Below are 25,364 nucleotides of genomic sequence, written 5' to 3'. Positions count from 1 at the left end.
CATGAGAGACAGTCTCCTCTTCGACCCCAACACCTACGACCCACCGCAATTCGATGCCGAGACACGTCGGCTGCTGCGCGCCACCATCGACTGGTTCGAGGGTCAAGGCAAGAAGCGCCTGCTCGACGACGACCTCTCGGCGCGGTGGCCCGGTGAGTTCATCGACTTCGTCAAGCGGGAAAAGCTGTTCGCCACGTTCCTCACGCCATCCGAGTTCGCCGACGGCAACCCCGACAAGCGTTGGGACGCAGCGCGGAACGCCGCCCTCGGCGAGATCCTCGGGTTTTACGGCCTCACCTACTGGTACACCGAGCAGGTCACCATCCTTGGTCTCGGGCCGGTCTGGCAGAGCGAGAACAAGGACGCCAAACTCAGGGCGGCCGACGACCTGGAGGCGGGGGAGGTGATGGCATTCGGGCTGTCCGAGCGCGAGCACGGCGCCGACGTGTACAACACCGACCTGGTGCTCGTGCCTGCGAGCGAGGAGGACCGTGCGAACGGCATCCTGTTCCGGGCGTCGGGGGAGAAGTACTACATCGGCAACGGCAACGTCGCGAGTTTGGTGTCGGTGTTCGGGCGGCGCGGTGACGTGGAGGGGAATGACGCGTACGTGTTCTTCGCCGTGGACAGCCGACACGAGAACTACCACCTGATCGACAACGTCGTGCACATGCAGATCTACGTCAGCACCTTCCGGCTGGAGAACTATCCGGTGCGTGCGGAGGACATCCTGCACACCGGCGTGGAAGCCTTTGCGGCGGCGCTGAATACGGTGAACGTCGGCAAGTTCAATCTGTGCTCGGCGTCGATCGGGATGGCCGAGCACGCGTTCTACGAGGCGATCACGCACGCGCAGAACCGCATCCTCTACGGCAACCCGGTGACCGACTTCACGCACGTGCGCGTGAACTTCGTCGACTCCTACGCGCGGCTGATCGCGATGAAGGCGTTCAGTCAGCGCGCGGTCGACTACTTCCGCAGCGCGAGCCTCGAGGACCGGCGCTATCTGCTGTTCAACCCGATGACCAAGGCCAAGGTCACGATGGAGGGCGAGACCGTCCTGCGGTCGCTGCACGACGTGATCGCCGCCAAGGGCTACGAGAAGAACACGATGTTCCGCTTGGTCGCTCAGGTCATCGGCACGCTGCCGCGGTTGGAGGGAACCGTGCACGTGAACGTCGGCCTCGTGCTCAAGTTCATGCCGAACTACATGTTCAATCCCAAGGAATACCCACCGATTCCGACCCGCAACGAGGCAGCCGACGACGTCTTCTTCTGGAAGCAGGGCCCGACCCGTGGGGCCGGCAAGGTGCAGTTCGCCGACTGGGCGCCGGTGTACGAACAGCACGCACACATTCCGAACGTCGCACGGTTCCACGAACAAGCCGAGGCGTTCCGGACGCTGCTCGCCACTGCGGCACCCGATGCCGAGCAGCAGAAGGACCTGGACTTCATGTTGACCGTCGGGCACCTGTTCTCGCTCATCGTCTACGGACAGCTCATCCTCGAGCAGGCCGCGTTGACGGGCCTCGACGACGACATCGTCGATTCGATCTTCGACTTCCAGATCCGCGACTTCAGCACGTATGCCGTTGCGCTGCACGGCAAGCCGACCTCGACCCGGGCTCAGCAGGACTGGGTGGTCGATGCGATCCGCAAGCCGGTGCCCGATGCGGACCGCTTCAACCGCATGTGGGAGCGGGTCAAGGCGTACGACGGTGCCTACGAAATGGCGCCCTGAAAGTCCGGGGGGACGAATGAGTACGGTTTCACGGTTGACGAGCTCGCACTGGATTCCCGACGGCGGCGGGCCGACCCTATTGGAGGACGCGACGGTCGGCAGTCGGCTGCGAGAGGTCGCTGCCGAGGTGCCCGACCGCGTCGCGCTCGTCGAGGGACTGCCGACGAATGACCGACGGCAGTGGACCTATTCGGAGTTGCTCAGTGATGCGGAACGCTGTGCCCGCCTCCTTCTGCGACACTTCGTGCCTGGCGAACACGTGGCGATCTGGGCGCACAATCTGCCGGAGTGGGTGATCCTCGAGTACGGTGCCGCACTGGCCGGAGTGACTGTGGTGACCGTCAATCCGAGCCTGCAGCCTGCTGAGGCGGCGTACATCCTCGCCCAGTCGCGAGCGGCCGGGGTGTTCCTCGTGCCCGAGGTCCGCGGCAACCCCCTGACCGCACACATTGAGGCGATCCGCGCGGAGCTGCCCGATCTGCGTCACGTGCTACGGCTCGATCTGTTCGACGAACTCATGGCCGAGGCCGGCGAGCGCGACTTCGCGCTGCCGACCGTCCACGCCGACGACCCGGCGCAGATCCAATACACGAGTGGCACGACCGGCCGTCCCAAGGGCGTCATGCTGCGCCACGCCAGCATCGTCAACAATGCGCGGCTGTGGGTCGACAGGGTCGAAATCCCCGATGGGGTCGGCATGCTGACGCCGATGCCGCTGTTCCACACGGCCGGGTGCGTGATGGCGGTGCTCGGGGCTCTGGACCGGCGCGCGAAACTCATCCTGATGCCAATGTTCGAACCCGGCCGGTTCCTCGAGTTGATTGAGCGGGAGCGGCCGTGGTTCGCAGCCGGCGTACCAACGATGCTCATCGCCGGGATGGAACATCCTGACCTTTCGCGGAGGGATCTCTCATCATTGCGGTCGGTCGTGGCGGGTGGTGCTCAGGTGCCAGAGGCGCTCGTGCGGCGCGTCGAGGACACGCTCGGCGTCACCTTCACGATCATCTATGGCCAGACCGAATGCTCGCCGGTGATCACCAACGGGTTGCCGTCCGACAGTGCCGCGGACAAGGGATTGACCGTCGGAAAGCCGTTGCCCCACCTAGAGGTACGAATCGTCGATCCGGCCTCGTTGGAGACCGTGCCGATTGGCGCATCGGGGGAGCTGTGGGCGCGAGGCTTCGCGATGCTTCGCTACTTCGAGATGCCAGACGCGTCCGCCAAGACGTTGACCTCGGACGGCTGGGTCCGCACCGGCGACTTGGCGACGATGGACGAACGGGGCTACTGCCGAATCGTCGGCCGACTCAAGGACATGATCATCCGCGGCGGGGAGAACCACTTTCCGGCAGAGATCGAAGAAGTCCTCTACCGTCATCCCGCCATCGCGGAGGCTGTGGTCGTGGGCCTGCCCGACGAGCGCTGGGGAGAGGTCGTCGGTGCGTTCGTTCGGCTACGCGAGCCGGCCGCGCCGCCTACCGTCGCCGAGCTGACCTCTCACATGCGCGCTCACATGTCGCCACAGAAGACACCCACGCGGTGGTACGCCGTCGATGGTTATCCCTTGACGGGATCCGGAAAGGTCCAGAAGTTCGCCATCCGCGAGGCGTGGGAGAAAGGCGAGTACGAAGGGTGCGAGCTCACGTAACCCGACGCACACCCGTCACCGCCGAACGCGGTAGCCGACCGGCTTTCGAATGACCGGACAATCGGTCGCCGTCGATCACGACGTCGAACTCCAGGTTCAGCCGCATGGGCTTGGTCACCGACTGACGCCACGTAACCCGTTGTCCGTCAACGACGACGTCGCGAAGCGATACCGTCTCACCCCTGCCCGTCGCGCTGCCGGTGATCGCGCCGTCTGACTCGGTGAACGCGTACGCGACGGCCAGCGATCCGATCGGCGTCTTGATCGTGACGTCCCAATCTCCCGTTATGGCAGCGCCCATGCCTCGACTCCTCCTCGCTCCGGTCCTCGCTCGTTCCTCGCTGCGATCCTCACTCGTTGTCGTCTTCGGACCTCCACACCGTGCCCCGTCGCTCGTACTCGAACAGCTTCTCGACGGCGATCGCGACGCGCGGGCCGTAGCTGCGTTCCAGCAGATGCAGCCCCAGATCCAGACCGGAGGTCACGCCGCCCGCCGTCACCAGGTCACCGTCGTCGACCACCCGTGAGCGCACCACGTTGACACCGGTGGCCTCCAGCACGTCGAGGCCGAGGACGTGCGTGACCGCGTTGCGTCCCTCCAACAGGCCTGCCATCGCCAAGGCGAGCGAACCGCCGCACACCGTCGCCACCGTGACGTCCGGGTTCGCGAACGCCTTGCGCATCAACTCGATCGCGCCGGTCTCACCGAATCGGGCGAGGAGCACCGGGATGGTGTCGATCTCATCGGGGTCGCCCTCGATCGGCCCGGATGCGCCAGGCACGATGACGTAGCCGGGCTTCGACGGATCGAGTTGTGCCGTCGCTTGCAACGTCAATCCAAGGGTGCCACTGACGACCGGGCGCGGCCCCTCGGCGGAGACCAATTCGACGATCAGGTCACCGTCGACGGCATCGCCGCCGGCCGCGAGGACTTCGAAGGGGCCGATCACGTCGAGCGGGTCGAAGCCGTCGAACAACACCAACTGGGCATGCATGCGGTCATCTTGGCGGCGCGGACCGCGTGCGGGCTAGCGACCAGATGGCCAGCTGTCGCCGAGATCTTGCCGACGGCACAGCTTGGATTCAAGCAGCGGGTCAGTGCTGGATGCGTTGCTTCTTCTCGATGACCAACTGCGCGAGCGGAATCCGAATCTCCTCGGGAGCGGCGGCCAGCCGAGCGGCTACGCCCTTTTCGAGGGTGGCGAGGAACTCCGTCCGTCGCGGATCGGCAGGCCCACCCTCGAGCGCGTCGGCCAGCGTGGGAAACACGGATGCCCCGGAGAACGCCGCCCACTGGGCGCCGAAGGCCGTTGCATCCTGGTCCTTCCGATACTGGGTCCAGAACCGGTCCTCGGCGTCGAACACCTCGAGATGGGCGACGGACAACCGCTCGAAGACTCCGGACGGCGCGAACGGTGCGAGGAAGTCGCGTTCCCGGCGGCCGACGATGGGAATCGACATCTGACCGACCTCGGCGTCGGTCAACAGGCCCCGTTCGGTCATCTCGGCCAGCGTCTCCACCACGGCCGTCAACAGCGGGCGGTAACCGAACTCGCCGTCCTCGTCGATCGCGAGTGTCAGCACGACGAGTCGGCCGCCCGGGCACAGCTCGCGGCCGCGGAACGCGATGAACTCGTGCCAGTCGTGCGCGGCCTGTTTGGCGTACGCGGCCCGCACCGTCTCGTCGTTGGTGTAGGCGACCTGGATGTGGTCGGGTACCGGCGCCGGCGTGCGTCCCAGCCATTGGATGGCCCATGAGCTCCACGCCAGGTTGACGCTGTTCGACGGCAGAATCTGGCTGTAGAACGACCGTCCCACCGCGGACGCGAAGCAGGCACTGTCCTTCTTGAGATAGGTGTCCGGATCGTCGGACAGCGTGCGGAACAGCGCGGTGAAGTCGTTCTCGGGGACGTCGGTGTGCGTCACCAGCACGGAGTGTTCCGGTCGAGTCCGCTTCCGGAGCACGGCGATGGCCGCGTTGATCGGAAGCAACGAGTTGTGTCCGTTTGCCGCGCCGTAATCGGCGATGACGATGGGGTGCGGCGACCGAGGGATGGGCACCACCTGTGCCGCCTGCTCGAAAAGCGTTATCGCTCCTCGCAATCCGGCCGCCTGCAGCCGTGAGTTGGCCGTGTAGGAGCCGCTGTCCATGGGCTCCGGCCGTACCACGACGCTCGATTCGGGCATGTCTCAAACGGTAGTCCTTGCGACGCTGGTCGGCCGCGTTTGTCGGCCACGTATTTGCCGGCGGGCGAACACGGCCAAATGACACGGCGGTGCCGACGTCGCCATGACACACTGCGGTCCATGAGTCGCCGGACCGCGCCGCGGGTGCTCACCTTCGTGGCCGTGGCGGCCATGGTCGTGTCGCTGATCGGGTTCATCGCCACGCTGATCCTCAATGCGTTCGTGTTCGACGAGTACGACGCGTACGGCGAGGTCTCCATCCCCGGTTCGACCAGCCTGCACCTGCCTGCGGGCGACGTGACCGTCACCTTTCACACGGTGCTCATCGGCAGCAGCGGGAGCGGCGGACTGCCCGTGCCGCCGTTGAAGTACCGCATCGAGTCGCCCGACGGTCTCGCCGAGCCGGAGTTGACCGAGGACTACGGCAGCACGACCACGGTGAACAACGACGCGCGGGTCCGCATCGGCTATCTGCACGTGCCGGCCGAGGGTACCTACGAGATCACGACCGACGGCAACGTCAGTGCCTTCCTGGACCCGCGGCTCGCGTTCGGTCACGGCAGCAGTTACGGCAACCTGCCGATCATCTTCGCGGTGGTCTTCGGTCTCGCCGTCGTCGATCTGGTGCTCGCGCGGATCTGGGCGTCCAGGGCCAGGCGCAGCACGCCGCCGGCCACGTCGACGTGGTCGACCGGTGGCTACGTCCCGCCCGTGTATTCACCGCCTCCGGCGATGTCGACGCCGCCAGTCGACCCGTACACCCCGACCGATCAGGGCATCCGGATCGAGCAGCTCAATACGCTTGCCCGACTGCGTGATTCGGGGGCGCTCACCCAATCGGAGTACGAAGCGGAGAAGAAGCGGGTCCTCGACGGCCGCTAGTGGCCGCGGGCGACCCACTCGTCGTAGTGCACGATCTCGTCGCCGATCACGGTGCTGTCACCGTGGCCGGTGTAGACGACGGTGTCGGCGGGCAACTTGCCGAGTCGCTCCGAGATGGATGCCAGGATGGTCGGGAAGTCCGAGTAGGACCGACCGGTGGCGCCGGGGCCGCCGTGGAACAGCGTGTCGCCGCTGAACACCGCGCCCAGCTCGGGTGCGTACCAGCACACCGATCCAGGGGAGTGGCCCGGCGTGTGCAGGGCCTGCAGCTCGATGCCGCCGACGATGAGTCTTTCGCCGTCGTCCACGGCACGGAAATCCTTGTCCGGGTGCGTCATCCGCCACAACACGTCGTCGCCGGGATGCAGCAGCACCGGTGCGTCCAATGCCTTGCCGAGCTCCGGCGCGACGGTGACGTGGTCGTTGTGGCCGTGGGTGCACACCACGGCGACGACGTTGCGACCGCCGACGGCCTCGATGATCGGCGCGGCGTCGTGGGCCGCATCGAAGACCACGACGTCGGAGTCGTCACCGACCACCCAGATGTTGTTGTCGACTTCCCAACTGCCGCCGTCGAGTTCGAAGCTGCCGTGCGTGACGACGCGTCCGATGGGGCCGCCGTTCATTACAGGATCACCACGGACCGCAGCACCTCACCGGCGTGCATCTTGTGGAAGGCGTCCTCGATGCCGTCCAGTCCGATGCGCTCGGACACGAACTTCTCCAGCGGCAGGCGACCCTGCCGGTAGAGGCTGATCAGGGTGGGGAAGTCGCGCTCGGGCAGGCAGTCGCCGTACCAGGAGGACTTCAGCGACCCGCCGCGGGAGAAGAAGTCCACCAGCGGCATCTCCAACGTCATGTCGGGAGTCGGGACGCCGACCAGGACGACGGTGCCTGCGAGGTCGCGGGCGTAGAACGCCTGCTTCCAGGTCTCGGGCCGCCCGACGGCGTCGATGACCACGTCCGCGCCGTTGCCATCGGTGAGGTCCTGGATGGTCTCGACGACGTCGAGCTCCTTGGCGTTGATGGTGTGGGTGGCCCCGAATTCGCGGGCCCAGTTCAGTTTGGTGTCGTCCATGTCGACGGCGATGATCCGCCTGGCGCCCACCAGCGCGGCGCCTGCGATGGCTGCGTCACCAACGCCGCCGCAGCCGATCACGGCGACGGTGTCGTCGCGCTGCACGGCGCCGGTGTTGATGGCGGCGCCGAGGCCCGCCATCACTCCGCAGCCGAGCAGGCCGGCGACGGCGGGGTCTGCCTCGGGGTCGACCAGGGTGCACTGGCCCTCGTGCACGAGTGTCTTGTCGGCGAATGCACCGATGCCCAAGGCGGGGGTGAGTTCGGTGCCGTCGGTCAACGTCATCTTCTGCGCCGCGTTGTGGGTGTTGAAGCAGTACCAGGGCCGGCCACGCTTGCACGCCCGGCACTCACCGCACACCGCACGCCAGTTCAGGACCACGAAGTCACCCGGTGCCACGTGCGTGACGCCCTCGCCGACCGACTCCACGGTGCCTGCCGCCTCGTGTCCGAGCAGGAACGGGTACTCGTCGTTGATCCCGCCCTCGCGGTAGGTCAGGTCGGTGTGGCACACGCCGCACGCGATCACGTCGACGACCACCTCGCCGGGGCCGGGATCGGGGATCACGACGTCCACCACTTCGACCGGCTGCTTCTTGCTCCGGGAGATCACGCCGCGCACTGTCTGACTCATGGCTACAACCTAAGGGATCGACGGGGATGGCAGGCTGGACGGGTGATGCCCACACTCTTCCTCTCGCATGGCGCACCGCCGCTGGTCGACGACGCCAGGTGGGTATCGGAACTCGAACGCTGGTCGACGGAGTTGCCCCGACCCGAGGCGATCCTCGTGGTGTCGGCGCACTGGGAGGCCGCGCCGCTGACCATCGGGTCCACGAGCACGGAAACCCCGCTCACCTATGACTTTTGGGGATTTCCGCAGCGCTACTACGACACCACCTACGACGCGCCGGGCGCACCCGCGCTAGCCGCTCGGGTGGAGGCGTTGATGCCCGCCACCGAACCGGTGACGCACGACCCGTCCCGACGGTTGGACCACGGCGCCTACGTGCCGCTGACCGTGATGTACCCGGACGCCGACATCCCCGCCCTGCAGATCTCGATGCCGACCCTCGACCCGCGGCGCCTGCTCGACCTCGGGACCAGATTGCGGCCGCTGCGCGACGAGGGCGTCATGGTGATCGGGTCCGGTTTCACCACGCACGGGCTGCCGTTCCTGAACGACCCGTCGCCGGGCGCCACACCGCCGGGTTGGTCGGTCGAATTCGACGCCTGGGCATCGGAACGGTTGGCGGCAGGCGATCTCGACGCACTGATCGACTTCCACTCCAAGGCGCCGGGGATGCCGTATGCGCATCCGACGATCGAGCACTTCTCACCTCTGTTCGTCGCGCTCGGCGCCTCCGGTGATCCGGGTCAGACGCCGCGGCAGGTGATCGACGGCTACTGGATGGGACTGGCGAAGCGGTCGATAGAACTGGTCTGATGGGCGCCATGGGCGCGCTCGACGTAATGGCCGACTGGCCGGTCCCCGCCGCTGCGGCGGCAGTGGTCGGACCGTCCGGAGTGCTCGCGGAATTCGGCGACACCGCCCAGCGATTCGCTCTGGCATCGGTCACCAAGCCGCTCGTCGCCCGCGCGGTACAGGTCGCGGTCGAGGAGGGCGTCGTCGAGCTCGACACCCCGGCGGGTCCCAGCGGGTCGACGGTGCGTCATCTGCTGGCCCACACCTCGGGCCTGTCGATGCGGTCGGCCGAGACCACCTCAGCCCCGGGCAAGCGCCGGATCTACTCCAACTACGGGTTCGGGGTGCTCGCCGAAACGGTGCAGCACGCGTCGGAAATCGACTTCGAGCAGTACCTGGCCGAGGCGGTCTTCGAACCGCTCGGCATGGACTCGTCGGCGCTCATCGGCGGAGCGCAGGCGGCCGGCTTCGGCGGCGAGTCGACGGTCGCGGACCTCGCCGCGTTCGCCGCTGAGCTGCTGCGCCCCACGTTGGTGTCGCACCAGATGCACGCCGATGCGATCACCGTGCAATTTCCCGGCTTGTCGGGCGTGTTGCCCGGCTTCGGCGTCCAGCGGCCCAACGACTGGGGGCTGGGCTTCGAGCTGCGCGACGCCAAGTCGCCGCACTGGACCGGGTCGGCGAACTCGGATCGCACGTTCGGGCACTTCGGCCAATCGGGCACGTTCATCTGGGCCGATCCGGCGGCGGACCTGGCCCTCGTCGTGCTCACCGACCGGGACTTCGACCAGTGGGCGTACCCCCTCTGGCCGGCCCTGTCTGATGGAGTCCTGAGAGAATTCCGAGCACACTAGCGCAACACGGGTCCCACAAGGCACAATAGACACGCAAGCAACAGACACAACTCAATCTCACTCCTTTTGGATTCACCAGGTCGTTGGGGAAGACGTCCCTGTGAAGCCAAAGGAGCAAGAGATGCGTTCGTCGAACCAGTTCGCCGACGCGACGACCGGTGTGGTCTATGTCCATGCCTCGCCCGCGGCGGTATGCCCACATGTCGAGTGGGCGCTTTCGTCGACCCTGTCGGCGAGGGCGAACCTCAAGTGGACACCGCAACCCGCCACGCCCGGACAACTGCGTGCGGTCACCAACTGGGTCGGTCCCGTCGGGACCGGCGCCCAGCTGGCCAATGCGCTGCGGTCATGGTCGGTGCTGCGGTTCGAGGTCACCGAGGACCCCAGCGAGGGAGTGGATGGGCACCGCTGGTGCCACACCCCACAGCTGGGACTGTGGAGCGGCGTGATGAGCGCCAACGGTGACGTGATGGTCGGCGAGCTGAGGTTGCGCGCGATGATGGCGTCCGGCGCGGACGCCCTCGCCTCCGACCTCGATACGGTGCTCGGCACCGCCTGGGACGAAGCGCTCGAGCCCTACCGCGGTGGCGGCGACACCGGTGAGGTCAGCTGGCTCAATCGGGGAGTGGGCTAACCGGGCGCAGGATCTTCAACGCACCGGGAACCGCGGACACCTCGACCGGCAGCGGGCAGACGAACTCGCCGTCGGCGTAGGCGTTGATGCCCGGTGAGTCCACGGTGATGGTCTTTGCCCTCGCCGTTCGCACCTGCTCGAGGTCGACGTGCGTGCCCTTGAAGACAGTGGGGAACAACCGGATCAGCTTGAGTCGCGACTCCGACTGCACCATCGTCGCGTCGAGGAGTCCGTCGGTGGGGTCGGCGTCGGGACAGACCAGCATGCCGCCGCCGTAGCTACGGGTGTTGCCGAACGCGGCCAGCGTTAGGTCAGTGACCAATTCGTCGCCGCCGTCGAAGGCCAGCCGGAACGGCAGCGGACGCAGTTGCGACAACTCGGCGAGTATCGCGAGGTTGTAGCGCATCCTGCCGTGCGGCCACCGCATCCGGTTGGTCCGATCGGTCACCAGTGAGTCGAAACCCGCCGCCATGACGGTGCCGAACCAGCGGTCGGTGCCATCCGCGCCCTTGATCCGGCCCAGGTCGATGGTCTTCACCACGCCATCCACGATGACGTCGGCCGCCGCCTCGGGATCCTTCGTGGGAATGCCGAATTCGCGGGCATGGTCGTTTCCCGTGCCGGCAGGAATGATGCCGAGCGGTATGTCGCTCTGCGCGAGTACCTGATGCGCCAGCGAGACGATGCCGTCACCGCCGACGACCACTAGCGCGTCCATGCCGCGCTCGAGGGCGCCCTCGACGAGGCGTCGCGCGTGTTCCGCATCGGTGCCCGCGATCGCGACGACGTCGACGCCGCGCCGATGCAACTGCGAGATGGCGCGCTCGGCCGCGTGCGGCGCGTGGCCGTGCCCCGACGCCGGGTTGGTCAGCACGGTGACCCGCGCGATGGTCACGGAATCAGCTTGCCCGGGTTGAGGATTCCCGTCGGGTCGAGCACTGTCTTGACCGCGCGCAGCACCTCGACGCCGAGATCACCGATCTCGTCGCGCATCCACGGACGGTGGTCGGCGCCGACGGCATGGTGGTGTGTGATGGTCCCGCCGTTGCGGACCATCGCATCGGACGCGGCGGCCTTTGCCGTGCGCCACTGCTCGATCGGGTTGCCCCGCTGGCCCGCGACGACCGTGAAGTACAGCGACGCCCCGGTGGGATACACATGGGAAATGTGGCACAACACCAGTGCCGGCGTGCCGGTTTGGGAGAGAGCCGTCGTCAGCGCCTCCGTCACCGCCGCCTTGAGCGCATCGACGTTGCTCCAGTTGGTCGCGGTCTCCAGCGTCTCGCACAATGCTCCCGCGGACAGCAGCGCGTCGCGCAGGTAGGGCGCGCCGTAGCGCCCGTGCTCCCAGGCCCGCGCCGGTTCGTCGCCGAGCGACGTGCCGCCGTGCGCTTCGAGGACCGCCCGCGTCTCGGCGTGCCTGCTCTCGGTGTGCGCGGCGGTGCCCTCGAACGCAGTGATCGCCAGGCAGCCGCCGGTGATGCTCTGTTCGCCGATCGTCTCGGTGGTGGCGAGGTTGACGCCCGTCTCGGCTTCGTCCGACAGCCGAAGCACGGTCGGGCCGGTCGCGGTCTGGGCGACCGCGCGAAGCGCCGCTGACCCGGTGGCGAAGTCGGGGAAGGACCACGCTTCGTACCGCGTGGTCTCCGGGACGGGATGCACCCGCACGCGCACCCGGGTGATCACCCCGAAGACGCCTTCGGAGCCGAGGATCAACTGACGCAGGTCGGGGCCCGCCGCGGACGCCGGCGCGCGGCCGAGGTCGAGCACGCCCGCAGGGGTCACCGCGCGCAGGCCGCGGACCATGTCGTCGAAGCGACCGTAGCCCGCCGAGTCCTGACCGGAGGACCGCGTCGCCGCGAAGCCGCCGATGGTCGCGAACTGGAAGCTCTGCGGAAAGTGACCGAGCGAGAAGCCGCGTTCCCCGAGCAGTCGTTCGGCCTCCGGTCCGGTGACGCCTGCCCCGAGTTCGGCCTCGCCGGACACCTCGTCGAGATCGTGCAGTTCATCCATGCGGCGCAGATCGAGGGCGACGACGGCCTTGAAGTCGCCGCGGACCGGATCGACGCCACCGACCACACTGGTGCCGCCGCCGAACGGCACGACCGCGATGCTGCGCTTGGCGCAGTGGCGCAGGATCGCCGCGACCTGGTCCTCGTCGGCGGGCAGGAGCACTGCATCGGGCGCGTCCTGGACACCGGTGTCCTTGCGGCGCAACAAGTCCAGCGTGGACTTGCCGCCCGCCCGCAACAGCCTGCCGTGGTCGTCCGAGATGCAGTACCCATCACCGACGATGGCCACCAGCGCGTCGACGTCCGCCTCGGACAACGCCGACGGCCGCAGCCGCACCTGATCCGCTTCCAGGTCGGGCACGGCCGGCCCGTCGACGCCAAGCGCCTGCTTGAGCAAGGTGCGAACGCCGTCGGGAAGTGGCTTGGCCGCTGCCGGGTCGCCCCAGGCATTCCACTTCATCGGCGGCAGTAATTGGTCGTCCGGTCGAATCATGCATTACAGTATTACAGATGCTGTCAATCAGTAACGCAAAGCCGACGTCGATCGAGGATCGGGTCCTCGACGCCGCGGCCGGCTGCGTGCTCGCGTACGGCGTCGACCGCGTCACCTTGGCCGAGATCGCCCGCCGCGCCGGCGTCAGCCGCCCCACGGTGTACCGGCGGTTTCCCGACACCCGCTCGATCCTCGCGGCGCTGCTGACACTGCGGATCACCCACGCCCTCGACGACGTGCCCAGCCGGGGGGTCGGTCGTGAACTGATCGTCGAGCGCATCGTGGCGGTGGCCGATCGGCTGCGCCACGACGACGTCATCATGTCCGTCCTGCACCAGGATTCCGACCTCGCGATGGTCTACATCTCGGAACGCCTTGGCACCAGCCAGCAGATCCTGCTCGACACCGTGGCCGGTGAGATCAAGGCCGCCCAGGACGACGGCAGCGTCCGTCCCGGCGACGCCCGCCAACTGGCCGCCATGAGCCTGCTGATCACCCAGTCGACGATCCTGTCGGCACAGATGGTCGGACAGATCCTGGACGCCGAAACTCTTGCGGCCGAACTGGCTTGCGCCTTGAACGGATACCTGATGCCATGACTTCGACCACCGCACTCAACGCCGCACGCCGCGCCGCCGACCTCGCGGCCGTGGGGGATGGCGGCTGCGTCGACGTCGTGGTGATCGGGGGAGGCATCACCGGGACGGGCATCGCGCTGGATGCCGCGACGCGCGGCCTGTCGGTGGTGCTGGTGGAGAAGCACGATCTGGCGTTCGGCACCAGCAGGTGGAGTTCCAAGCTGGTCCATGGCGGCCTGCGCTACCTGGCCACCGGCAATGTCGGCATCGCCCGTCGCAGCGCCGTCGAGCGCGGAATCCTGATGTCCCGCAACGCACCTCACCTGGTGAAGGCGATGCCGCAACTGGTTCCGCTGCTGCCGTCGATGACCTCGGCCTCGCGTGCACTGGTGCGGTTCGGCTTCATCGCAGGCGACGGTCTGCGGAAGCTGGCTGGAACACCGGCCACGACGCTGCCGCGGTCGCGACGCGTCGATGCGGCCCGCGCGGTGGAGCTGGCGCCGACGGTGCGCCGCGCCGGGCTCGACGGTGGTCTGCTGGCCTACGACGGCCAACTGATCGACGACGCGCGCCTGGTCGCCGCCGTCGCCCGCACCGCCGCGCAGCACGGAGCGCGCATCCTCACCCGGGTCAGCGCGTCCGACGCCACCGGGACGTCGGTCCGGCTCACCGACGAGCTGACCGGTGAATCCCTCGACGTGTCGGCGCGCGCGGTGATCAACGCCGCGGGTGTCTGGGCCGGAGACGTCGACCCATCGATCCGGTTGCGGCCCAGCCGCGGAACGCATCTGGTATTCGATGCGGCCGCCTTCGGCAATCCCACTGCCGCACTGACCATTCCGATCCCCGGTGAGATCAATCGGTTCGTCTTCGCCATGCCGGAACAGCTGGGAAGGGTCTACCTCGGACTCACCGACGAGGATGCGCCAGGCCCGATACCCGACGTCCCCGAGCCCACTTCGGAAGAAGTGGCATTCCTGCTGGAGACCGTCAACACGGCGCTCGACGTCGCCCTGGGGCCCGCCGACGTGATCGGCGCGTATGCCGGTTTGCGGCCGCTCATCGACACGGGCGCGGGCCGCACCGCCGACGTATCGCGTGAGCACGCCGTCGTCGAGTCGACGAACGGCGTACTCAGCGTGATCGGCGGCAAGCTCACCGAATACCGGTTCATGGCCCAAGACGTGCTGGACCGCGCGATCACGCTGCGCGGACTGGAGGCGACCCCCTGTCGCACCCGCAACCTGCCACTCGTCGGTGCGCCGTCGAATCCCGTCGCGACCTTGCGCTCGCAGGGCGATCTGCCGTCGTCACTGGTGGCCCGCTTCGGTGCCGAGGCGCCCAACGTCATCGCCCGCGCCACCTGTGAACGGCCCACCGTTCGGGTGGCCGACGGAATCGACGTCACCCGAGCGGAATTCGAGTACGCAGTGACGCACGAGGGCGCGCTGACGGTCGACGACATCGTGGACCGTCGCACCCGCATCGGCCTCGTCGCAGAGGACCGCGCGCGCGTCGCCGACGTAGCGCAGGAATTCCTGGCAATTACCCGCTGAGCAATTACAGCGGGATGTTCTTGTGCCGACCGCGGCGCGCGGGCGCCTCGGCCAATGCCTGGGTCACCTTGCTGCGGGTGTGCGCGGGGTCGATCTTCTCGTCCACGACGCCGATCTCGATGGCGCTGTCGACGCCGCCCGCGATCCGCTCGTGCTCGGCCGCCAACTGCTCGTGCAGCGCCTCGCGCTCCTCGGGAGCCGCGGCGGCCAGGGTGCGCTTGTGCAGGATGCCGACCGCGGCCTTGGCGCCCATCACGGCGACTTCGGCGTCGGGCCACGCGAACACCTTGGTGGCGTTAAGCGACCGCGAGTTCATCGCGATGTAGGCGCCGCCGTAGATCTTCCTGGTGACCAGGGTGACCCGCGGAACGGTCGACTCGCCGAAGGCGTGCAGCAGTTTGGCGCCGCGGCGAACCACGCCGCCCCACTCCTGGTCCACGCCGGGCAGGTAGCCGGGCACGTCGACGATGACGACCAGCGGGATGCCGAACGCGTCGCACAGCCGCACGAAACGTGCTGCCTTCTCGGCACTCTCGGAGTTCAGGCAGCCACCGAGGCGCAGGGGATTGTTGGCGAGCACGCCGACGCTGCGACCGGCCAGCCGGCCGAGGCCGACCACCATCGACGGCGCCCACTTGGCCTGGAACTCCTCGAACGGCGCATCGTCGTCGAGCAGCGCGCTGATCAGCGGGTGCACGTCGTAGGCGCGACGCGGGGAATCCGGCAGCAGTGCGTGCAGGTCGGAGTCACCCGACTCGGCCTTGGTGCGGTCGAAATGGCCCTGCTGGGAGAACAATCCGACCAGGCGGCGACCACGCTCGTAGGCGTCGAGTTCGTCGTCGGCGACAATGTGGCACACGCCGGACTTCTTGTGATGCGTGTCCGGGCCACCGAGCGAGGCCATGTCGACGTCTTCGCCGGTGACGCTGCGAACGATGTCGGGACCGGTGACGAACACGCGGCCCTCCGGCGCCATGATGACGACGTCGGTCAGCGCGGGCCCGTAGGCGGCGCCACCGGCGGCGAAGCCGACGACGACCGAGATCTGCGGGACGTAACCGGAGGCGCGGATCATGGCCTCGAACACCAATCCGACTGCGTGCAGCGCCTTGACGCCCTCGGCGAGCCGTGCGCCGCCCGAGTGCCAGAGGCCGACGATCGGGCTCTGCTCCTCGATGGCGGTGTCGTACGCGTTCACGATGTGCCGGCAGCCGTCGACGCCCATGGCGCCGCCCATGACGGTGCCGTCGGTGCAGAACGCAATGGTGCGTACGCCGTTGACCGTGCCTGCCGCGGCGAGCACGCCGGAGCGGTCCCGCTCGTGCAGCAATTCCACGGTGCCGTCGTCGAAGAACGTGCTCAGCCGCAGCAGCGGATCGCGTGGGTCCAGCGATTCAGCTGCCGTGTCTGGGGCCATGATCGTCATAGATAACCTCCTGTGCCCGTGGGACTTTGACAGCCGCCGGTCACTCAGTACTTCCCGAAGGCGAGCGCAACGTTGTGCCCGCCAAATCCAAACGAATTGTTGATCGCGTACTCGTAGTTGCCGTGTCGCGGCTCTCCCGCCACCACGTCCAGATCGATCTCCGGATCGAGGTTGCGCAAGTTCAGCGTGGGCGGAATGACGCCGTCCCGCAACGCCATCACGGTGAGGATGGCCTCCACCGCGCCGACTGCTCCCACGGAGTGACCGAGCGCCGACTTCGGCGCATACACCGCGGGCTTGTTCGTGCCGAGGGCGTTGTTGATCGCCTTGCCCTCTGCCACGTCGCCGACCGACGTTCCGGTGGCGTGCGCGTTGACGTGGTCGATGTCCGCCGGGGTCAAGCCGGCGAGTTGGATCGCACGCGTCATCGCGTGCCCCGCCTGATCACCGGTCGGGTCGGGAGCCACGATGTGGAACCCGTCCGAGGTGACGCCCGCGCCCATCAGTCGGGCGACGATGTTCGCGCCGCGGGCCTTGGCGTGCTCCTCGGTCTCGATGACCATGAGCGCGCCGCCCTCGCCGAACACGAAGCCGTTGCGGTCCTTGTCGAAGGGCCGGCAGGCTCCCGCCGGGTCGTCGTTGGTGGTGGACAACACGATTCGCATCTGTGCGAATCCTGCGATCGGCACGGCCTCGATCCTGGTCTCGACCCCACCGCAGATCGCGATGTCGGCCTCGCCGAGGACGATGGTGCGCCACGCGTTGGCGATGGCCTCACTGCCGGAGGCGCACGCCGACACCGGGGTGATGACGCCGGCTTTCGCCTTGCGCTCCAAGCCGACCGCAGCTGCGGGCGAGTTGGGCATGTACATCTGAACGGCGAGAGGAGACACGGCCTTGAGGCCCTTCTCGCGCATGCCGTCATAGGCGTAGAGCAATTCCTCGCTGCTGCCCATGCCGGTGCCGACGGACACCATCAGCCGCCGGGTGTCGACTTCCGGTGAGCCGGCATCCTGCCAAGCCCGTCGACCGATGACGGTGGACATCTTCTGAAGGTAGGAGAGCCGACGCAGTTCGACCTTCGTCAACTCCGCGTCGAAGTCCTCCAGGAGATGTCCACCGATCCGCACCGGAAGGTCGTACAGCTCGACGAAGTAGTCATCCAGCGTGCGGATGCCACTCTCTCCGTCCAGCAGCCTCTTCCAGGTGCCATCAGCATCGGTAGCGAGGGCAGTCGTCATGGCAAAACCGGTGACGACGACATTGGGGAAACCCTTCCCCGTGGCCAACCCTGCCATTACTGCTCCGAACGTTCCTCTCCGTACTTCACCAGCGGTCAGTAGCGCCCGAAGGCCAGAGCGACATTGTGTCCACCGAAGCCGAACGAATTGTTGAGGGCGTACTGGTACTCGCCGTATCGAGGCTTACCCGCAACGACATCGAGATCGATCTCGGGGTCGGGTGTCTCGTAGTTGAGTGTCGGCGGGATGACACCGTCACGCAACGTGAGCACCGTCAGGATGGACTCCAGCGCACCGACCGCACCGATGGAGTGGCCCAGCGCCGACTTCGGCGCATACACCGGGGCGTGCTCCACACCGGCGACACGGAGAGCGTTTGCCTCCGCGGTGTCACCGATCGGCGTGGCAGTGGCGTGGGCGTTGACGTGGTGGATGTCCTTGGGGGACAACCCCGCAGTCTCCATCGCACGCTTCATTGCGTGCCCGGCCCGAAGGCCGTCCGGTGCCGGCGCCACCATGTGGAAGGCGTCGGACGAGATGCCCGCACCCAACAGCCTGGCCAGTGGCTTGGCGCCACGGGCCTTGGCGTGCTCCTCGGTCTCGATGACCATGAGCGCACCGGCTTCGCCGAACACGAATCCATCGCGGTTCTTGTCGAACGGACGCGACGCCCCTTCGGGATCGTCGTTGTTGGTCGACATGGCGCGCATCATCGAGAACGCCGCGATGGGCAGTGCCTCGATGCCGCCTTCCACACCGCCACACACGGCGATGTCGGCGTCACCCATGACGATCTGCCGCCATGCGTGCGCGATGCCTTCCGAGCCCGACGAGCAGGCCGACACCGGCGTGATGACACCGGCGCGGGCACCGAGCTCGAGGCCCACCACCGCGGCCGCACCGTTCGGCATGATCATTTGAACGGCCAAGGGGGACACCTTGCGGGGCCCACCCTCGTTCATCGCGTCGTAGGTTTCGACGATCTTCTCGCCACCGCCGAGCCCGGTGCCGATCACGACCGCGAACCGGTCGGGATCGACCTCGGGGCGACCTGCGGTCTCCCACAGCTGGTTGCCGAGGTACTTCGCCATCCGCTGGACGTAGGACATGCGACGCAGTTCCAGCCGGGTCATCAGGGGATCGAGGGGCTCCTTGAGGTGCCCGCCGATCTTGACCTGAAGATTCCACTTGCTGACGAAGTCGTCCTCGAGAACGCGGATGCCGCTCTCGCCGGCCAACAAACCCTTCCACGTGCTTTCGATGTCCGGCGCGATCGAGGTGGTCGCCGTGACGGCGGTCACGACGACGTTGGGGAAACCGCCATTAGCAGTGGAAGGCCTGGTCACTGTGCGAACTTCTCGCGCAGTGCTGCGGCGGCCTCGGGGTTCTCTTCCTCGAGCTTCTGGATGTAGGCGACGACGTCACCAACGGTGCGCAGACCGGCGAGGTCCTCGTCCGGGATCTTCACGCCGTACTTGTCCTCGGTCTGCACCGCGATCTCCACCATCGACAGCGAGTCGATGTCCAGGTCGTCGACGAACGACTTCTCGGGGGTCACCTCGGACGGCTCGATGCCGGTGACCTCTTCGATGATCTCCGCGAGACCGGTGATGATTTCTTCTTGGCTGGCGCCCATTTTGGCTCCTTCATATATTTCTTCGTGATCGGCGCTCCCTCGTGGAGCGCCGTATTGAACGTCGTCGTGCGGTTGTACTGGTTCAGAGCTCGGCGAGCCCGTCCAGGTCTGCGGGGGTCTTGACGGCGTGCGTCGGCACTCCCCGAAGTTCTCGTTTGGCGATTCCGACGAGCGTGCCCGCGGGCGGGAACTCGACGATCGCCGTCACCTCGCGCTGGCGGATCGACTCCGTGCACAGGTCCCAGCGCACGGGCCGGGTCAGCTGCGCGACCAGCTTGGTCATCGCATCCGCGGCCGACGTCACCGGCTGGCCGTCTGCGTTGGACAGCAGGTTCGTGGTGGGCTCTGCGGCGGTCACGCCGTCGGCGGCCGCGGCGTAGCCGTCGAGCGCGGATGCCATGTAGCGGGTGTGGAACGCGCCTGCCGTGGCCAGTTGCCGGACGCGGGCCTTGGCCGGCGGATCCTCGGCCAGCTTGTCCAGCGCCGACAGCGCGCCTGCGGCCACGATCTGTCCTGCAGCGTTCCGGTTTGCGGGCACCAGGTCGAGCGCCTCCAAGCGGGCAAGCACCTCGGCCTCGTCGCCACCGAGCACCGCGGACATGCCGGTGGGCTCGACGGCGCAGGCCTTGGCCATCTCGGCGCCCCGGGTGGCGGCCAGCTTGACGGCGTCGTCGGCCGAGATGACGCCGGCGATCGCATAGGCGGCGATCTCACCGACGGAGTGGCCTGCCACGACGGTCTCGGCGCCGGCCAGTAGGCCGCGGTTGATGAGTTCCTGATGCGCAAGTAGCGTCGCGGCCACGACCAGCGGCTGCGTCACGGCCGTATCGGTGATCTCCTCGGCCGTCGCGGTGGTACCGAGGCGGGCCAGGTCGAGACCGCTGATCTCCGACCAGGCAGCGAGACGCTCGGCAGCACCGGGCAGTTCGAGCCACGCGGTGAGCATGCCGGGAGTCTGAGAGCCCTGTCCGGGCGCAAGCAATGCAAGCACTCTCTAAGAGAACACTGTGAAGACGGTTTTGCGCGGTGTAAGAGAATATGAACCTCGTCTTATGTTTTTGTGGGGTCTCTACAAAACGGCATGTGATGCGACTACACCGATACCTCGCCGCGACCTGTCAATCCACTTTGCGAACTTCCGGGGTCGGCGAACGCAGGTGTGCGCTGCGCCACAGCGGCATTTGTCGTGCTCGGATGCGTCGCCTGACGACTGAGCCGCCCGACGGTCGAAGCCACCCGCAGAACGTACGCGTCGCGCGGCGTGGTCGGATCGCGTCCGGTGAAGTCGCCGATCCGTTTGAGTCGGTAGCGGACGGTGTTTGGATGAACGAACAATGCCCGCGCGCAGGCTTCGATCGCGCCACCGGAATCCAGGTATGCATCCAACGTCTCTGCCAGCGCGGGCCCCGCATCGGCGAGCGGACGCATGACCTCGGTTTCGAGCGCTGCCATCGCCGTGGCGTCGCCGAGCAGAGCCCGTTCGGGAAGTAGCTCGCGGGCCGCCACCGGCCGCGGCGCGCCACTCCAGCCCGCCACCGCGTTCATCCCCGCGATCGCCTCGGTGGCGCTGTAGTGCGCTGCGTTGAGCGTCGGCGCGGTCGGACCGACCACGACCGGCCCGTCGGCGAACACCTCGAGCAGCTCACCCAACGTCCTGTCGGTCGCCGAGAGCGGACCGGACACGATGGCGACCAGCCACGTGCCGTGCACGTCGGACAGTGCCGCGCGCCCACTGCGCGCCGCGAACGCGTGCACGTCTTCGCTGGCCATGTCGATCCGGCCCGGCTGCGGCAACCCGACGATCACCGTCGCGGGGGCGGTGGCGTCCCAGTTCAGGGTCGCGGCCTGCGATTGCAGCTCCGGCCCGACGTCTCCACGGACCACCGCGTCGACGACGTTGGCCTCCATCCGGGTGTCCCACGCGCCGCGCGTCTCCGCCGCCACGGCATAGGACGACGCGGCGGCGAACGCGAGTTCGCGGCTGTACCGCAGGATGCCCACGGTCAACGCGATGCGCTGTTCCTCGTTGCGGGCCAGCGCAGGCACGACCTCCTCGAGGTACTCCATGCTCACCCGCACCATGTCGACGGTCTGGCGCAGCGCGATCCGACGGGTCAGATCCTGCGGAACCAAGGCGAACGCCTCCGCGGTGTAGCCGACGTTGCTGTGCGGGTTGCGCATCCACTCGGCGAAGTTGACCACCGCCGTCTGCACCACCAGCTGAACGCTGGACCGCTGCGACGCCTCCAGTTCCCCGAAGAACGGCAGCCGATCGGCCATCGCCTGGACCGCCTCGGTCGACAAACGTCCGGAGTACTGCTTGAGCCGGCGTTGCAGTGCCTCCGGAACGTTCTCGATCAGCTCGAGCGGCGAGCGCGGCTGAATCGGTTGCTTGTCGAGCACCCCTAAAAGCTACGCCAGTTTTCTGGCAGATTCCTCCAACACGTCGAGTCGCTACGCTCCGGGGCCTGGATCCGAGGTCTGCACGGGCGCCGCCAGCACGTCGTCGATCTTGTACTGCTTGGCAGCCGCGATCGCCACGGACGGGTCGATCTCCCCGTCGCGGGCGAGCGCTTCGAGCACCGCCACGACCACGGACTCGGCGTCGGTGTTGAAGTACCGCCGCGCCGCGGGACGGGTGTCGGAGAAGCCGAAGCCGTCCGTGCCCAACGTCACGTAGGTATTGGGCACCCACGGCCGGATCTGCTCGGGTACGCCCCGCATCCAGTCCGACACCGCGACGACCGGGCCCGCGGTGTCGCCGAGGACCTTCGTGACGTACGGGACGCCTGCCGGGCGGTCCGGATGGCGCAGCTGCTCCCGATCGATCGCGACGCCGTCGCGGTTCAACTCGCCCCAGCTGGTCACCGACCAGACGTCGGCGGCCACGTCCCACTCGGCGGCCAGCACGTCGGCCGCGCGTAGCGCCTCGGGCATCGCGACGCCCGACGCCAGGATCTGCGCCACGCTGCTGCGCTTCTCCTTGGCGGCGCGGTACCGGTAGATGCCGCGCAGCAGCCCCTCGGGGTCGAAGTTCTCCGGCTCGGCCGGCTGCACGTACGGCTCGTTGTAGATCGTCATGTAGATGAAGATGTTCTCCGGGTTGTCGCCGTACATCCGGGACAATCCGCTCTCCACGATGTAGGCGACCTCGTAGGCGAACGCCGGGTCGTAGGCCACCACCGCGGGGTTCGTCGCGGCCAGCAGCAGCGAGTGCCCGTCGGCGTGCTGCAGGCCCTCACCGGTCAGCGTCGTCCGTCCAGCGGTGGCGCCCAGCACGAAACCGCGCGCCATCTGGTCGGTCGCGGCCCACAACCCGTCGCCGGTGCGCTGGAAGCCGAACATCGAATAGAAGATGTAGATCGGGATCATCGGCTCGTTGTGCGTCGAGTACGACGTGCCGACGGCGGTGAACGACGCCGTCGAGCCGGCCTCGTTGATGCCCTCGTGCAGGATCTGCCCGATTTCGCTTTCCTTGTACGCGAGCATCAACTCGGCGTCCACGGAGGTGTACAGCTGGCCGTTGCGGTTGTAGATCTTCAGGCTCGGGAACCACGAGTCCATGCCGAAGGTGCGGGCCTCGTCGGGGATGATCGGCACCAGGCGCGGCCCGATCTGCTTGTCCCGCAACAACTCCTTGAACGTGCGGACCGTCGCCATGGTGGTGGCCACCGCCTGGGTGCCCGACCCCTTCTTGAGGGCCTTGTAGGCATCGCGGCCCGGCAGCGCGAGCACCTTCGCCTTGGTGCGCCGCTCCGGCAGGAAGCCGCCGAGCGTCCGGCGGCGGTCCAACATGTACCGGATTTCCGGGGAGTCGGGGCCGGGGTGGTAGTACGGCGGCAGGTAGGGGTTCTCCTCGAGCTGGGCGTCCGTGATCGGGATGCGCTGCGCTTCCCGGAAGTCCTTGAGGTCTTGCAGCGCAAGCTTCTTCATCTGGTGGGTGGCGTTGCGACCCTCGAAGTGCTTGCCGAGCGTGTAGCCCTTGATGGTGTGGGCCAGGATCACCGTGGGCTGGCCCTTGTGCTCCATGGCCGCCCGGTAGGCCGCGTAGACCTTGCGGTAGTCGTGGCCGCCGCGCTTCAGGTTCCAGATCTCGGCGTCGGACAGGTTCTTGACCAGTTCCTTGGTGCGCGGATCGCGGCCGAAGAAGTGGTCGCGGACGTAGCCGCCGTCGTTGGCCTTGTAGGTCTGGTAGTCGCCGTCCGGCGTGGTGTTCATCAGGTTCACCAGTGCGCCGTCGCGGTCGGCGTGCAGCAGGGCATCCCACTCGCGGCCCCACACCACCTTGATGACGTTCCAGCCCGCCCCGCGGAAGAACGACTCCAGCTCCTGGATGATCTTGCCGTTGCCGCGCACCGGACCGTCGAGGCGCTGCAGGTTGCAGTTGATGACGAAGGTCAGGTTGTCCAGGCCCTCGAGCGCGGCCACGTGCGCCAGACCGCGGCTCTCCGGCTCGTCGGTCTCACCGTCGCCGAGGAACGCCCACACGTGCTGGTCGGAGGTGTCCTTGATGCCGCGGTCGTGCAGGTAGTGGTTGAACCGGGCCTGGTAGATCGCGTTCATCGGACCCAGCCCCATCGACACCGTGGGGAACTCCCAGAAGTCGGGCATCAGCCGTGGGTGGGGGTAGGAGGGCAGCCCGCCACCCGGGTGGCTGTGCTCCTGACGGAACCCGTCGAGCTGGTCGGCGGTTAGCCGGCCCTCGAGGAACGCGCGCGCATAGATGCCGGGGGAGGCGTGACCCTGGATGAAGACCTGGTCGCCACCACCCGGATGCGACTTGCCGCGGAAGAAGTGGTTGAAGCCGACCTCGTAGAGCGCGGCCGACGACGCGTACGTCGAAATGTGGCCTCCCACACCGACTCCGGGCCGCTGCGCGCGGTGCACCATGATCGCGGCGTTCCACCGGATCCAGGCGCGGTAGCGGCGCTCGACGTCCTCGTCACCGGGAAACCATGGCTCCAGCTCGGTGGGAATGGTGTTGACGAAGTCGGTGGACGTGAGTGCGGGGATCGCGACCCGCTGTTCGCTGGACCGCTCGAGAAGTCGCAGCATCAAGTACCGCGCCCGCGCCGCACCCGACCGTTCCACCAACTGGTCGAACGACTCGAGCCATTCGGTGGTCTCTTCGGGGTCGATGTCGGGCAGGTACGAGGCAACACCTTCGCGAATCACGCGAACCCGGTCGGGTTCGCCTGCGGTGCCGGAGTTTTGGGCCAGGTCTTGGCGCGCGAACTCGGTGGTCAAAGCCGCTCCTTGGGTAATGGAATCAGTGCTCGTGGCGGTCTCCATCGTGCTCCTATCGTGCCGCAGATGCACCGCCGGGGTTGACGTACTCGCATGAATCGGCGATCGCAGGGCCAAACCGGTAACGTCTGGAGACCGTGACGGCGTGGCGGCAGGGCGTGCGTCGGTTGCGCGTGGCCGGCTTGGCCATCGGTTGCCTCGCTGCGCTGGCCATGATCATCGTGGGTTGCACCAGCGTCACGCAGGGCAACGCCACCATCGATCGCGCCGACGCGCCGGTGTACCAGGCATCGTTTTCGGCGTCGGCCGAGGAGTCGTCCGCCAGCTCCAGTTCGAAGGAATCGCAGCGTCAGGCGTCGTTGTCCACCGAGGCGGTGCACACGTCCTGCGAGGCGCTCAGCTCCAGCAGCGTCGACGCGATCGACGCCGTGAACAAGTACGTCGACGCCTACAACGACCACCCGGCGGACGTCGGCGCGACCGCGGGCCCGGCGATCGACGCGCTGCACCGGACCGCAGACCTGGTCGGCGGCAGCCTGTCCGATCCGCTGTCGCCCGAGCTCGCCGGAGCGCTGAACGCGTGGATGGACGCGGCAAGGGCGCTGGCGACAGCCATTTCGGGGAATGCGTCAATGGACGACTTCAACGCTGCGATCGGCCGGTTGAACGACTCGAAGACCGCCGCGCTGACCCTCTGCGACGCCGCATATTGACCAACCTGCGTGC

The 25,364-nt window shown here is 67.5% G+C and carries 23 protein-coding genes; 9 read left to right on the top strand and 14 right to left on the bottom strand.

All coding sequences use genetic code 11. From position 1 onward, the window contains the following. The first annotated feature begins 1 nt into the window (after position 1). Positions 2-1,741 (top strand): acyl-CoA dehydrogenase family protein, encoded by a 1,740-nt coding sequence (locus N536_RS0119650; protein WP_029115173.1) that lies wholly within the window; start codon positions 2-4, stop codon positions 1,739-1,741. A gap of 34 nt (positions 1,742-1,775) precedes the next feature. Next, positions 1,776-3,389: an AMP-binding protein gene (locus tag N536_RS0119645; protein ID WP_231514580.1), complete on the top strand. Its 1,614-nt coding sequence runs from the start codon at positions 1,776-1,778 to the stop codon at positions 3,387-3,389. On the opposite strand, the gene N536_RS0119640 is transcribed toward N536_RS0119645, so the two are convergent. The 3 genes from N536_RS0119640 to N536_RS0119630 form a co-directional block, all read right to left on the bottom strand. Continuing rightward, positions 3,382-3,690 carry a hypothetical protein gene (locus tag N536_RS0119640; protein ID WP_029115171.1) on the bottom strand — a complete coding sequence of 103 codons (309 nt, stop codon included), beginning with the start codon at positions 3,688-3,690 and terminating at the stop codon, positions 3,382-3,384. The genes N536_RS0119645 and N536_RS0119640 overlap by 8 nt on opposite strands. Before the next feature lie 49 nt (positions 3,691-3,739). Next, positions 3,740-4,384, bottom strand: a complete 645-nt coding sequence (locus N536_RS0119635) for a DJ-1/PfpI family protein (RefSeq protein WP_029115170.1) — start codon at positions 4,382-4,384, stop codon at positions 3,740-3,742. Between the two features lie 100 nt (positions 4,385-4,484). After that, positions 4,485-5,576 carry an SAM-dependent methyltransferase gene (locus N536_RS0119630; RefSeq protein WP_029115169.1) on the bottom strand — a complete coding sequence of 364 codons (1,092 nt, stop codon included), beginning with the start codon at positions 5,574-5,576 and terminating at the stop codon, positions 4,485-4,487. Between the two features lie 120 nt (positions 5,577-5,696). Here N536_RS0119630 and N536_RS0119625 point away from each other — a divergent pair, with 120 nt between their 5' ends. Next, positions 5,697-6,458: an SHOCT domain-containing protein gene (locus N536_RS0119625; protein ID WP_029115168.1), complete on the top strand. Its 762-nt coding sequence runs from the start codon at positions 5,697-5,699 to the stop codon at positions 6,456-6,458. On the opposite strand, the gene N536_RS0119620 is transcribed toward N536_RS0119625, so the two are convergent. Both N536_RS0119620 and N536_RS0119615 read right to left on the bottom strand, forming a co-directional pair. Continuing rightward, on the bottom strand, positions 6,455-7,084 hold the full coding sequence (locus N536_RS0119620) for an MBL fold metallo-hydrolase (RefSeq protein WP_029115167.1): 630 nt from the start codon (positions 7,082-7,084) through the stop codon (positions 6,455-6,457). The two genes, N536_RS0119625 and N536_RS0119620, sit on opposite strands and share 4 nt — an antisense overlap. Next, the gene (locus tag N536_RS0119615; protein ID WP_029115166.1) at positions 7,084-8,169 is read right to left on the bottom strand and encodes an S-(hydroxymethyl)mycothiol dehydrogenase; all 1,086 of its coding nucleotides are present in this window, start codon (positions 8,167-8,169) and stop codon (positions 7,084-7,086) included. Before N536_RS0119615 ends, N536_RS0119620 begins: the two co-directional genes overlap by 1 nt. A 45-nt stretch (positions 8,170-8,214) precedes the next feature. Between N536_RS0119615 and N536_RS0119610 the strand changes: the two genes are divergently transcribed. From N536_RS0119610 to N536_RS0119600, 3 genes are all read left to right on the top strand, one after another. Continuing rightward, a complete protein-coding gene (locus N536_RS0119610) occupies positions 8,215-8,982 on the top strand; it encodes a dioxygenase (RefSeq protein ID WP_029115165.1) in 768 nt (255 codons plus the stop codon). A gap of 8 nt (positions 8,983-8,990) precedes the next feature. Continuing rightward, on the top strand, positions 8,991-9,815 hold the full coding sequence (locus tag N536_RS0119605) for a serine hydrolase (RefSeq protein ID WP_029115164.1): 825 nt from the start codon (positions 8,991-8,993) through the stop codon (positions 9,813-9,815). 121 nt (positions 9,816-9,936) lie between these two features. After that, positions 9,937-10,449: a DUF3145 domain-containing protein gene (locus tag N536_RS0119600; RefSeq protein WP_036437032.1), complete on the top strand. Its 513-nt coding sequence runs from the start codon at positions 9,937-9,939 to the stop codon at positions 10,447-10,449. Here the strand turns inward: N536_RS0119600 and N536_RS0119595 are convergent. Beyond that, positions 10,430-11,338, bottom strand: a complete 909-nt coding sequence (locus tag N536_RS0119595; RefSeq protein ID WP_029115162.1) for a diacylglycerol kinase — start codon at positions 11,336-11,338, stop codon at positions 10,430-10,432. The two genes, N536_RS0119600 and N536_RS0119595, sit on opposite strands and share 20 nt — an antisense overlap. Positions 11,339-11,340: 2 nt before the next feature. Next, the gene (locus N536_RS0119590; protein ID WP_029115161.1) at positions 11,341-12,921 is read right to left on the bottom strand and encodes an FAD-binding oxidoreductase; all 1,581 of its coding nucleotides are present in this window, start codon (positions 12,919-12,921) and stop codon (positions 11,341-11,343) included. Between the two features lie 50 nt (positions 12,922-12,971). On the opposite strand from N536_RS0119590, the gene N536_RS0119585 reads away from it, so the two are divergent. Both N536_RS0119585 and N536_RS0119580 read left to right on the top strand, forming a co-directional pair. After that, positions 12,972-13,553, top strand: a complete 582-nt coding sequence (locus N536_RS0119585; protein ID WP_029115160.1) for a TetR/AcrR family transcriptional regulator — start codon at positions 12,972-12,974, stop codon at positions 13,551-13,553. Then, on the top strand, positions 13,550-15,088 hold the full coding sequence (locus N536_RS0119580; RefSeq protein WP_029115159.1) for a glycerol-3-phosphate dehydrogenase/oxidase: 1,539 nt from the start codon (positions 13,550-13,552) through the stop codon (positions 15,086-15,088). Before N536_RS0119585 ends, N536_RS0119580 begins: the two co-directional genes overlap by 4 nt. 4 nt (positions 15,089-15,092) lie before the next feature. Here the strand turns inward: N536_RS0119580 and N536_RS0119575 are convergent, their stop codons facing one another. The 7 genes from N536_RS0119575 to aceE form a co-directional block, all read right to left on the bottom strand. Next, entirely contained in the window at positions 15,093-16,514 is a 1,422-nt protein-coding gene (locus tag N536_RS0119575) for an acyl-CoA carboxylase subunit beta (protein ID WP_029115158.1), read from the bottom strand. Between the two features lie 44 nt (positions 16,515-16,558). Continuing rightward, positions 16,559-17,812, bottom strand: a complete 1,254-nt coding sequence (gene kasB / locus N536_RS0119570) for a 3-oxoacyl-ACP synthase KasB (RefSeq protein ID WP_029115157.1) — start codon at positions 17,810-17,812, stop codon at positions 16,559-16,561. A 38-nt stretch (positions 17,813-17,850) separates the two neighbouring features. After that, positions 17,851-19,101 carry a 3-oxoacyl-ACP synthase KasA gene (gene kasA / locus N536_RS0119565; RefSeq protein WP_029115156.1) on the bottom strand — a complete coding sequence of 417 codons (1,251 nt, stop codon included), beginning with the start codon at positions 19,099-19,101 and terminating at the stop codon, positions 17,851-17,853. After that, positions 19,098-19,391: a meromycolate extension acyl carrier protein AcpM gene (gene acpM, locus N536_RS0119560; protein ID WP_029115155.1), complete on the bottom strand. Its 294-nt coding sequence runs from the start codon at positions 19,389-19,391 to the stop codon at positions 19,098-19,100. Before acpM ends, kasA begins: the two co-directional genes overlap by 4 nt. Positions 19,392-19,473: 82 nt before the next feature. Beyond that, the gene (locus tag N536_RS0119555) at positions 19,474-20,382 is read right to left on the bottom strand and encodes an ACP S-malonyltransferase (protein WP_081809281.1); all 909 of its coding nucleotides are present in this window, start codon (positions 20,380-20,382) and stop codon (positions 19,474-19,476) included. Positions 20,383-20,483: 101 nt separating this feature from the next. Further along, a complete protein-coding gene (locus N536_RS38935) occupies positions 20,484-21,794 on the bottom strand; it encodes a CdaR family transcriptional regulator (protein WP_081809280.1) in 1,311 nt (436 codons plus the stop codon). Positions 21,795-21,845: 51 nt separating this feature from the next. Then, complete coding sequence (gene aceE, locus N536_RS0119545; protein WP_029115153.1) at positions 21,846-24,638, bottom strand: pyruvate dehydrogenase (acetyl-transferring), homodimeric type; 2,793 nt, start codon at positions 24,636-24,638, stop codon at positions 21,846-21,848. A gap of 212 nt (positions 24,639-24,850) precedes the next feature. Here aceE and N536_RS0119540 point away from each other — a divergent pair, with 212 nt between their 5' ends. Beyond that, on the top strand, positions 24,851-25,351 hold the full coding sequence (locus tag N536_RS0119540; protein ID WP_231514586.1) for a hypothetical protein: 501 nt from the start codon (positions 24,851-24,853) through the stop codon (positions 25,349-25,351). Positions 25,352-25,364 lie beyond the last annotated feature (13 nt).

The organism is Mycobacterium sp. URHB0044 (assembly GCF_000620625.1).
Lineage (GTDB): Bacteria > Actinomycetota > Actinomycetes > Mycobacteriales > Mycobacteriaceae > Mycobacterium.
The sequence above is the reverse complement of the archived record's forward strand: the minus strand, read 5'-3'. Positions and strand labels throughout refer to the sequence as shown.

Coding starts and splice junctions, on each gene's coding strand:
- N536_RS0119585 (WP_029115160.1), top strand. CDS start 12,972: ATGCTGTCAATCAGTAACGCAAAGCCGACGTCGATCGAGGATCGGGTC.
- N536_RS0119620 (WP_029115167.1), bottom strand. CDS start 7,084: ATGAACGGCGGCCCCATCGGACGCGTCGTCACGCACGGCAGCTTCGAA.
- N536_RS0119640 (WP_029115171.1), bottom strand. CDS start 3,690: ATGGGCGCTGCCATAACGGGAGATTGGGACGTCACGATCAAGACGCCG.
- N536_RS0119575 (WP_029115158.1), bottom strand. CDS start 16,514: ATGACGATCATGGCCCCAGACACGGCAGCTGAATCGCTGGACCCACGC.
- N536_RS0119650 (WP_029115173.1), top strand. CDS start 2: ATGAGAGACAGTCTCCTCTTCGACCCCAACACCTACGACCCACCGCAA.
- kasB (WP_029115157.1), bottom strand. CDS start 17,812: ATGGCAGGGTTGGCCACGGGGAAGGGTTTCCCCAATGTCGTCGTCACC.
- N536_RS0119610 (WP_029115165.1), top strand. CDS start 8,215: ATGCCCACACTCTTCCTCTCGCATGGCGCACCGCCGCTGGTCGACGAC.
- N536_RS0119540 (WP_231514586.1), top strand. CDS start 24,851: ATGATCATCGTGGGTTGCACCAGCGTCACGCAGGGCAACGCCACCATC.
- N536_RS0119615 (WP_029115166.1), bottom strand. CDS start 8,169: ATGAGTCAGACAGTGCGCGGCGTGATCTCCCGGAGCAAGAAGCAGCCG.
- N536_RS0119630 (WP_029115169.1), bottom strand. CDS start 5,576: ATGCCCGAATCGAGCGTCGTGGTACGGCCGGAGCCCATGGACAGCGGC.
- acpM (WP_029115155.1), bottom strand. CDS start 19,391: ATGGGCGCCAGCCAAGAAGAAATCATCACCGGTCTCGCGGAGATCATC.
- N536_RS0119590 (WP_029115161.1), bottom strand. CDS start 12,921: ATGAAGTGGAATGCCTGGGGCGACCCGGCAGCGGCCAAGCCACTTCCC.
- N536_RS0119605 (WP_029115164.1), top strand. CDS start 8,991: ATGGGCGCGCTCGACGTAATGGCCGACTGGCCGGTCCCCGCCGCTGCG.
- N536_RS0119600 (WP_036437032.1), top strand. CDS start 9,937: ATGCGTTCGTCGAACCAGTTCGCCGACGCGACGACCGGTGTGGTCTAT.
- N536_RS0119580 (WP_029115159.1), top strand. CDS start 13,550: ATGACTTCGACCACCGCACTCAACGCCGCACGCCGCGCCGCCGACCTC.
- N536_RS0119625 (WP_029115168.1), top strand. CDS start 5,697: ATGAGTCGCCGGACCGCGCCGCGGGTGCTCACCTTCGTGGCCGTGGCG.
- N536_RS0119635 (WP_029115170.1), bottom strand. CDS start 4,384: ATGCATGCCCAGTTGGTGTTGTTCGACGGCTTCGACCCGCTCGACGTG.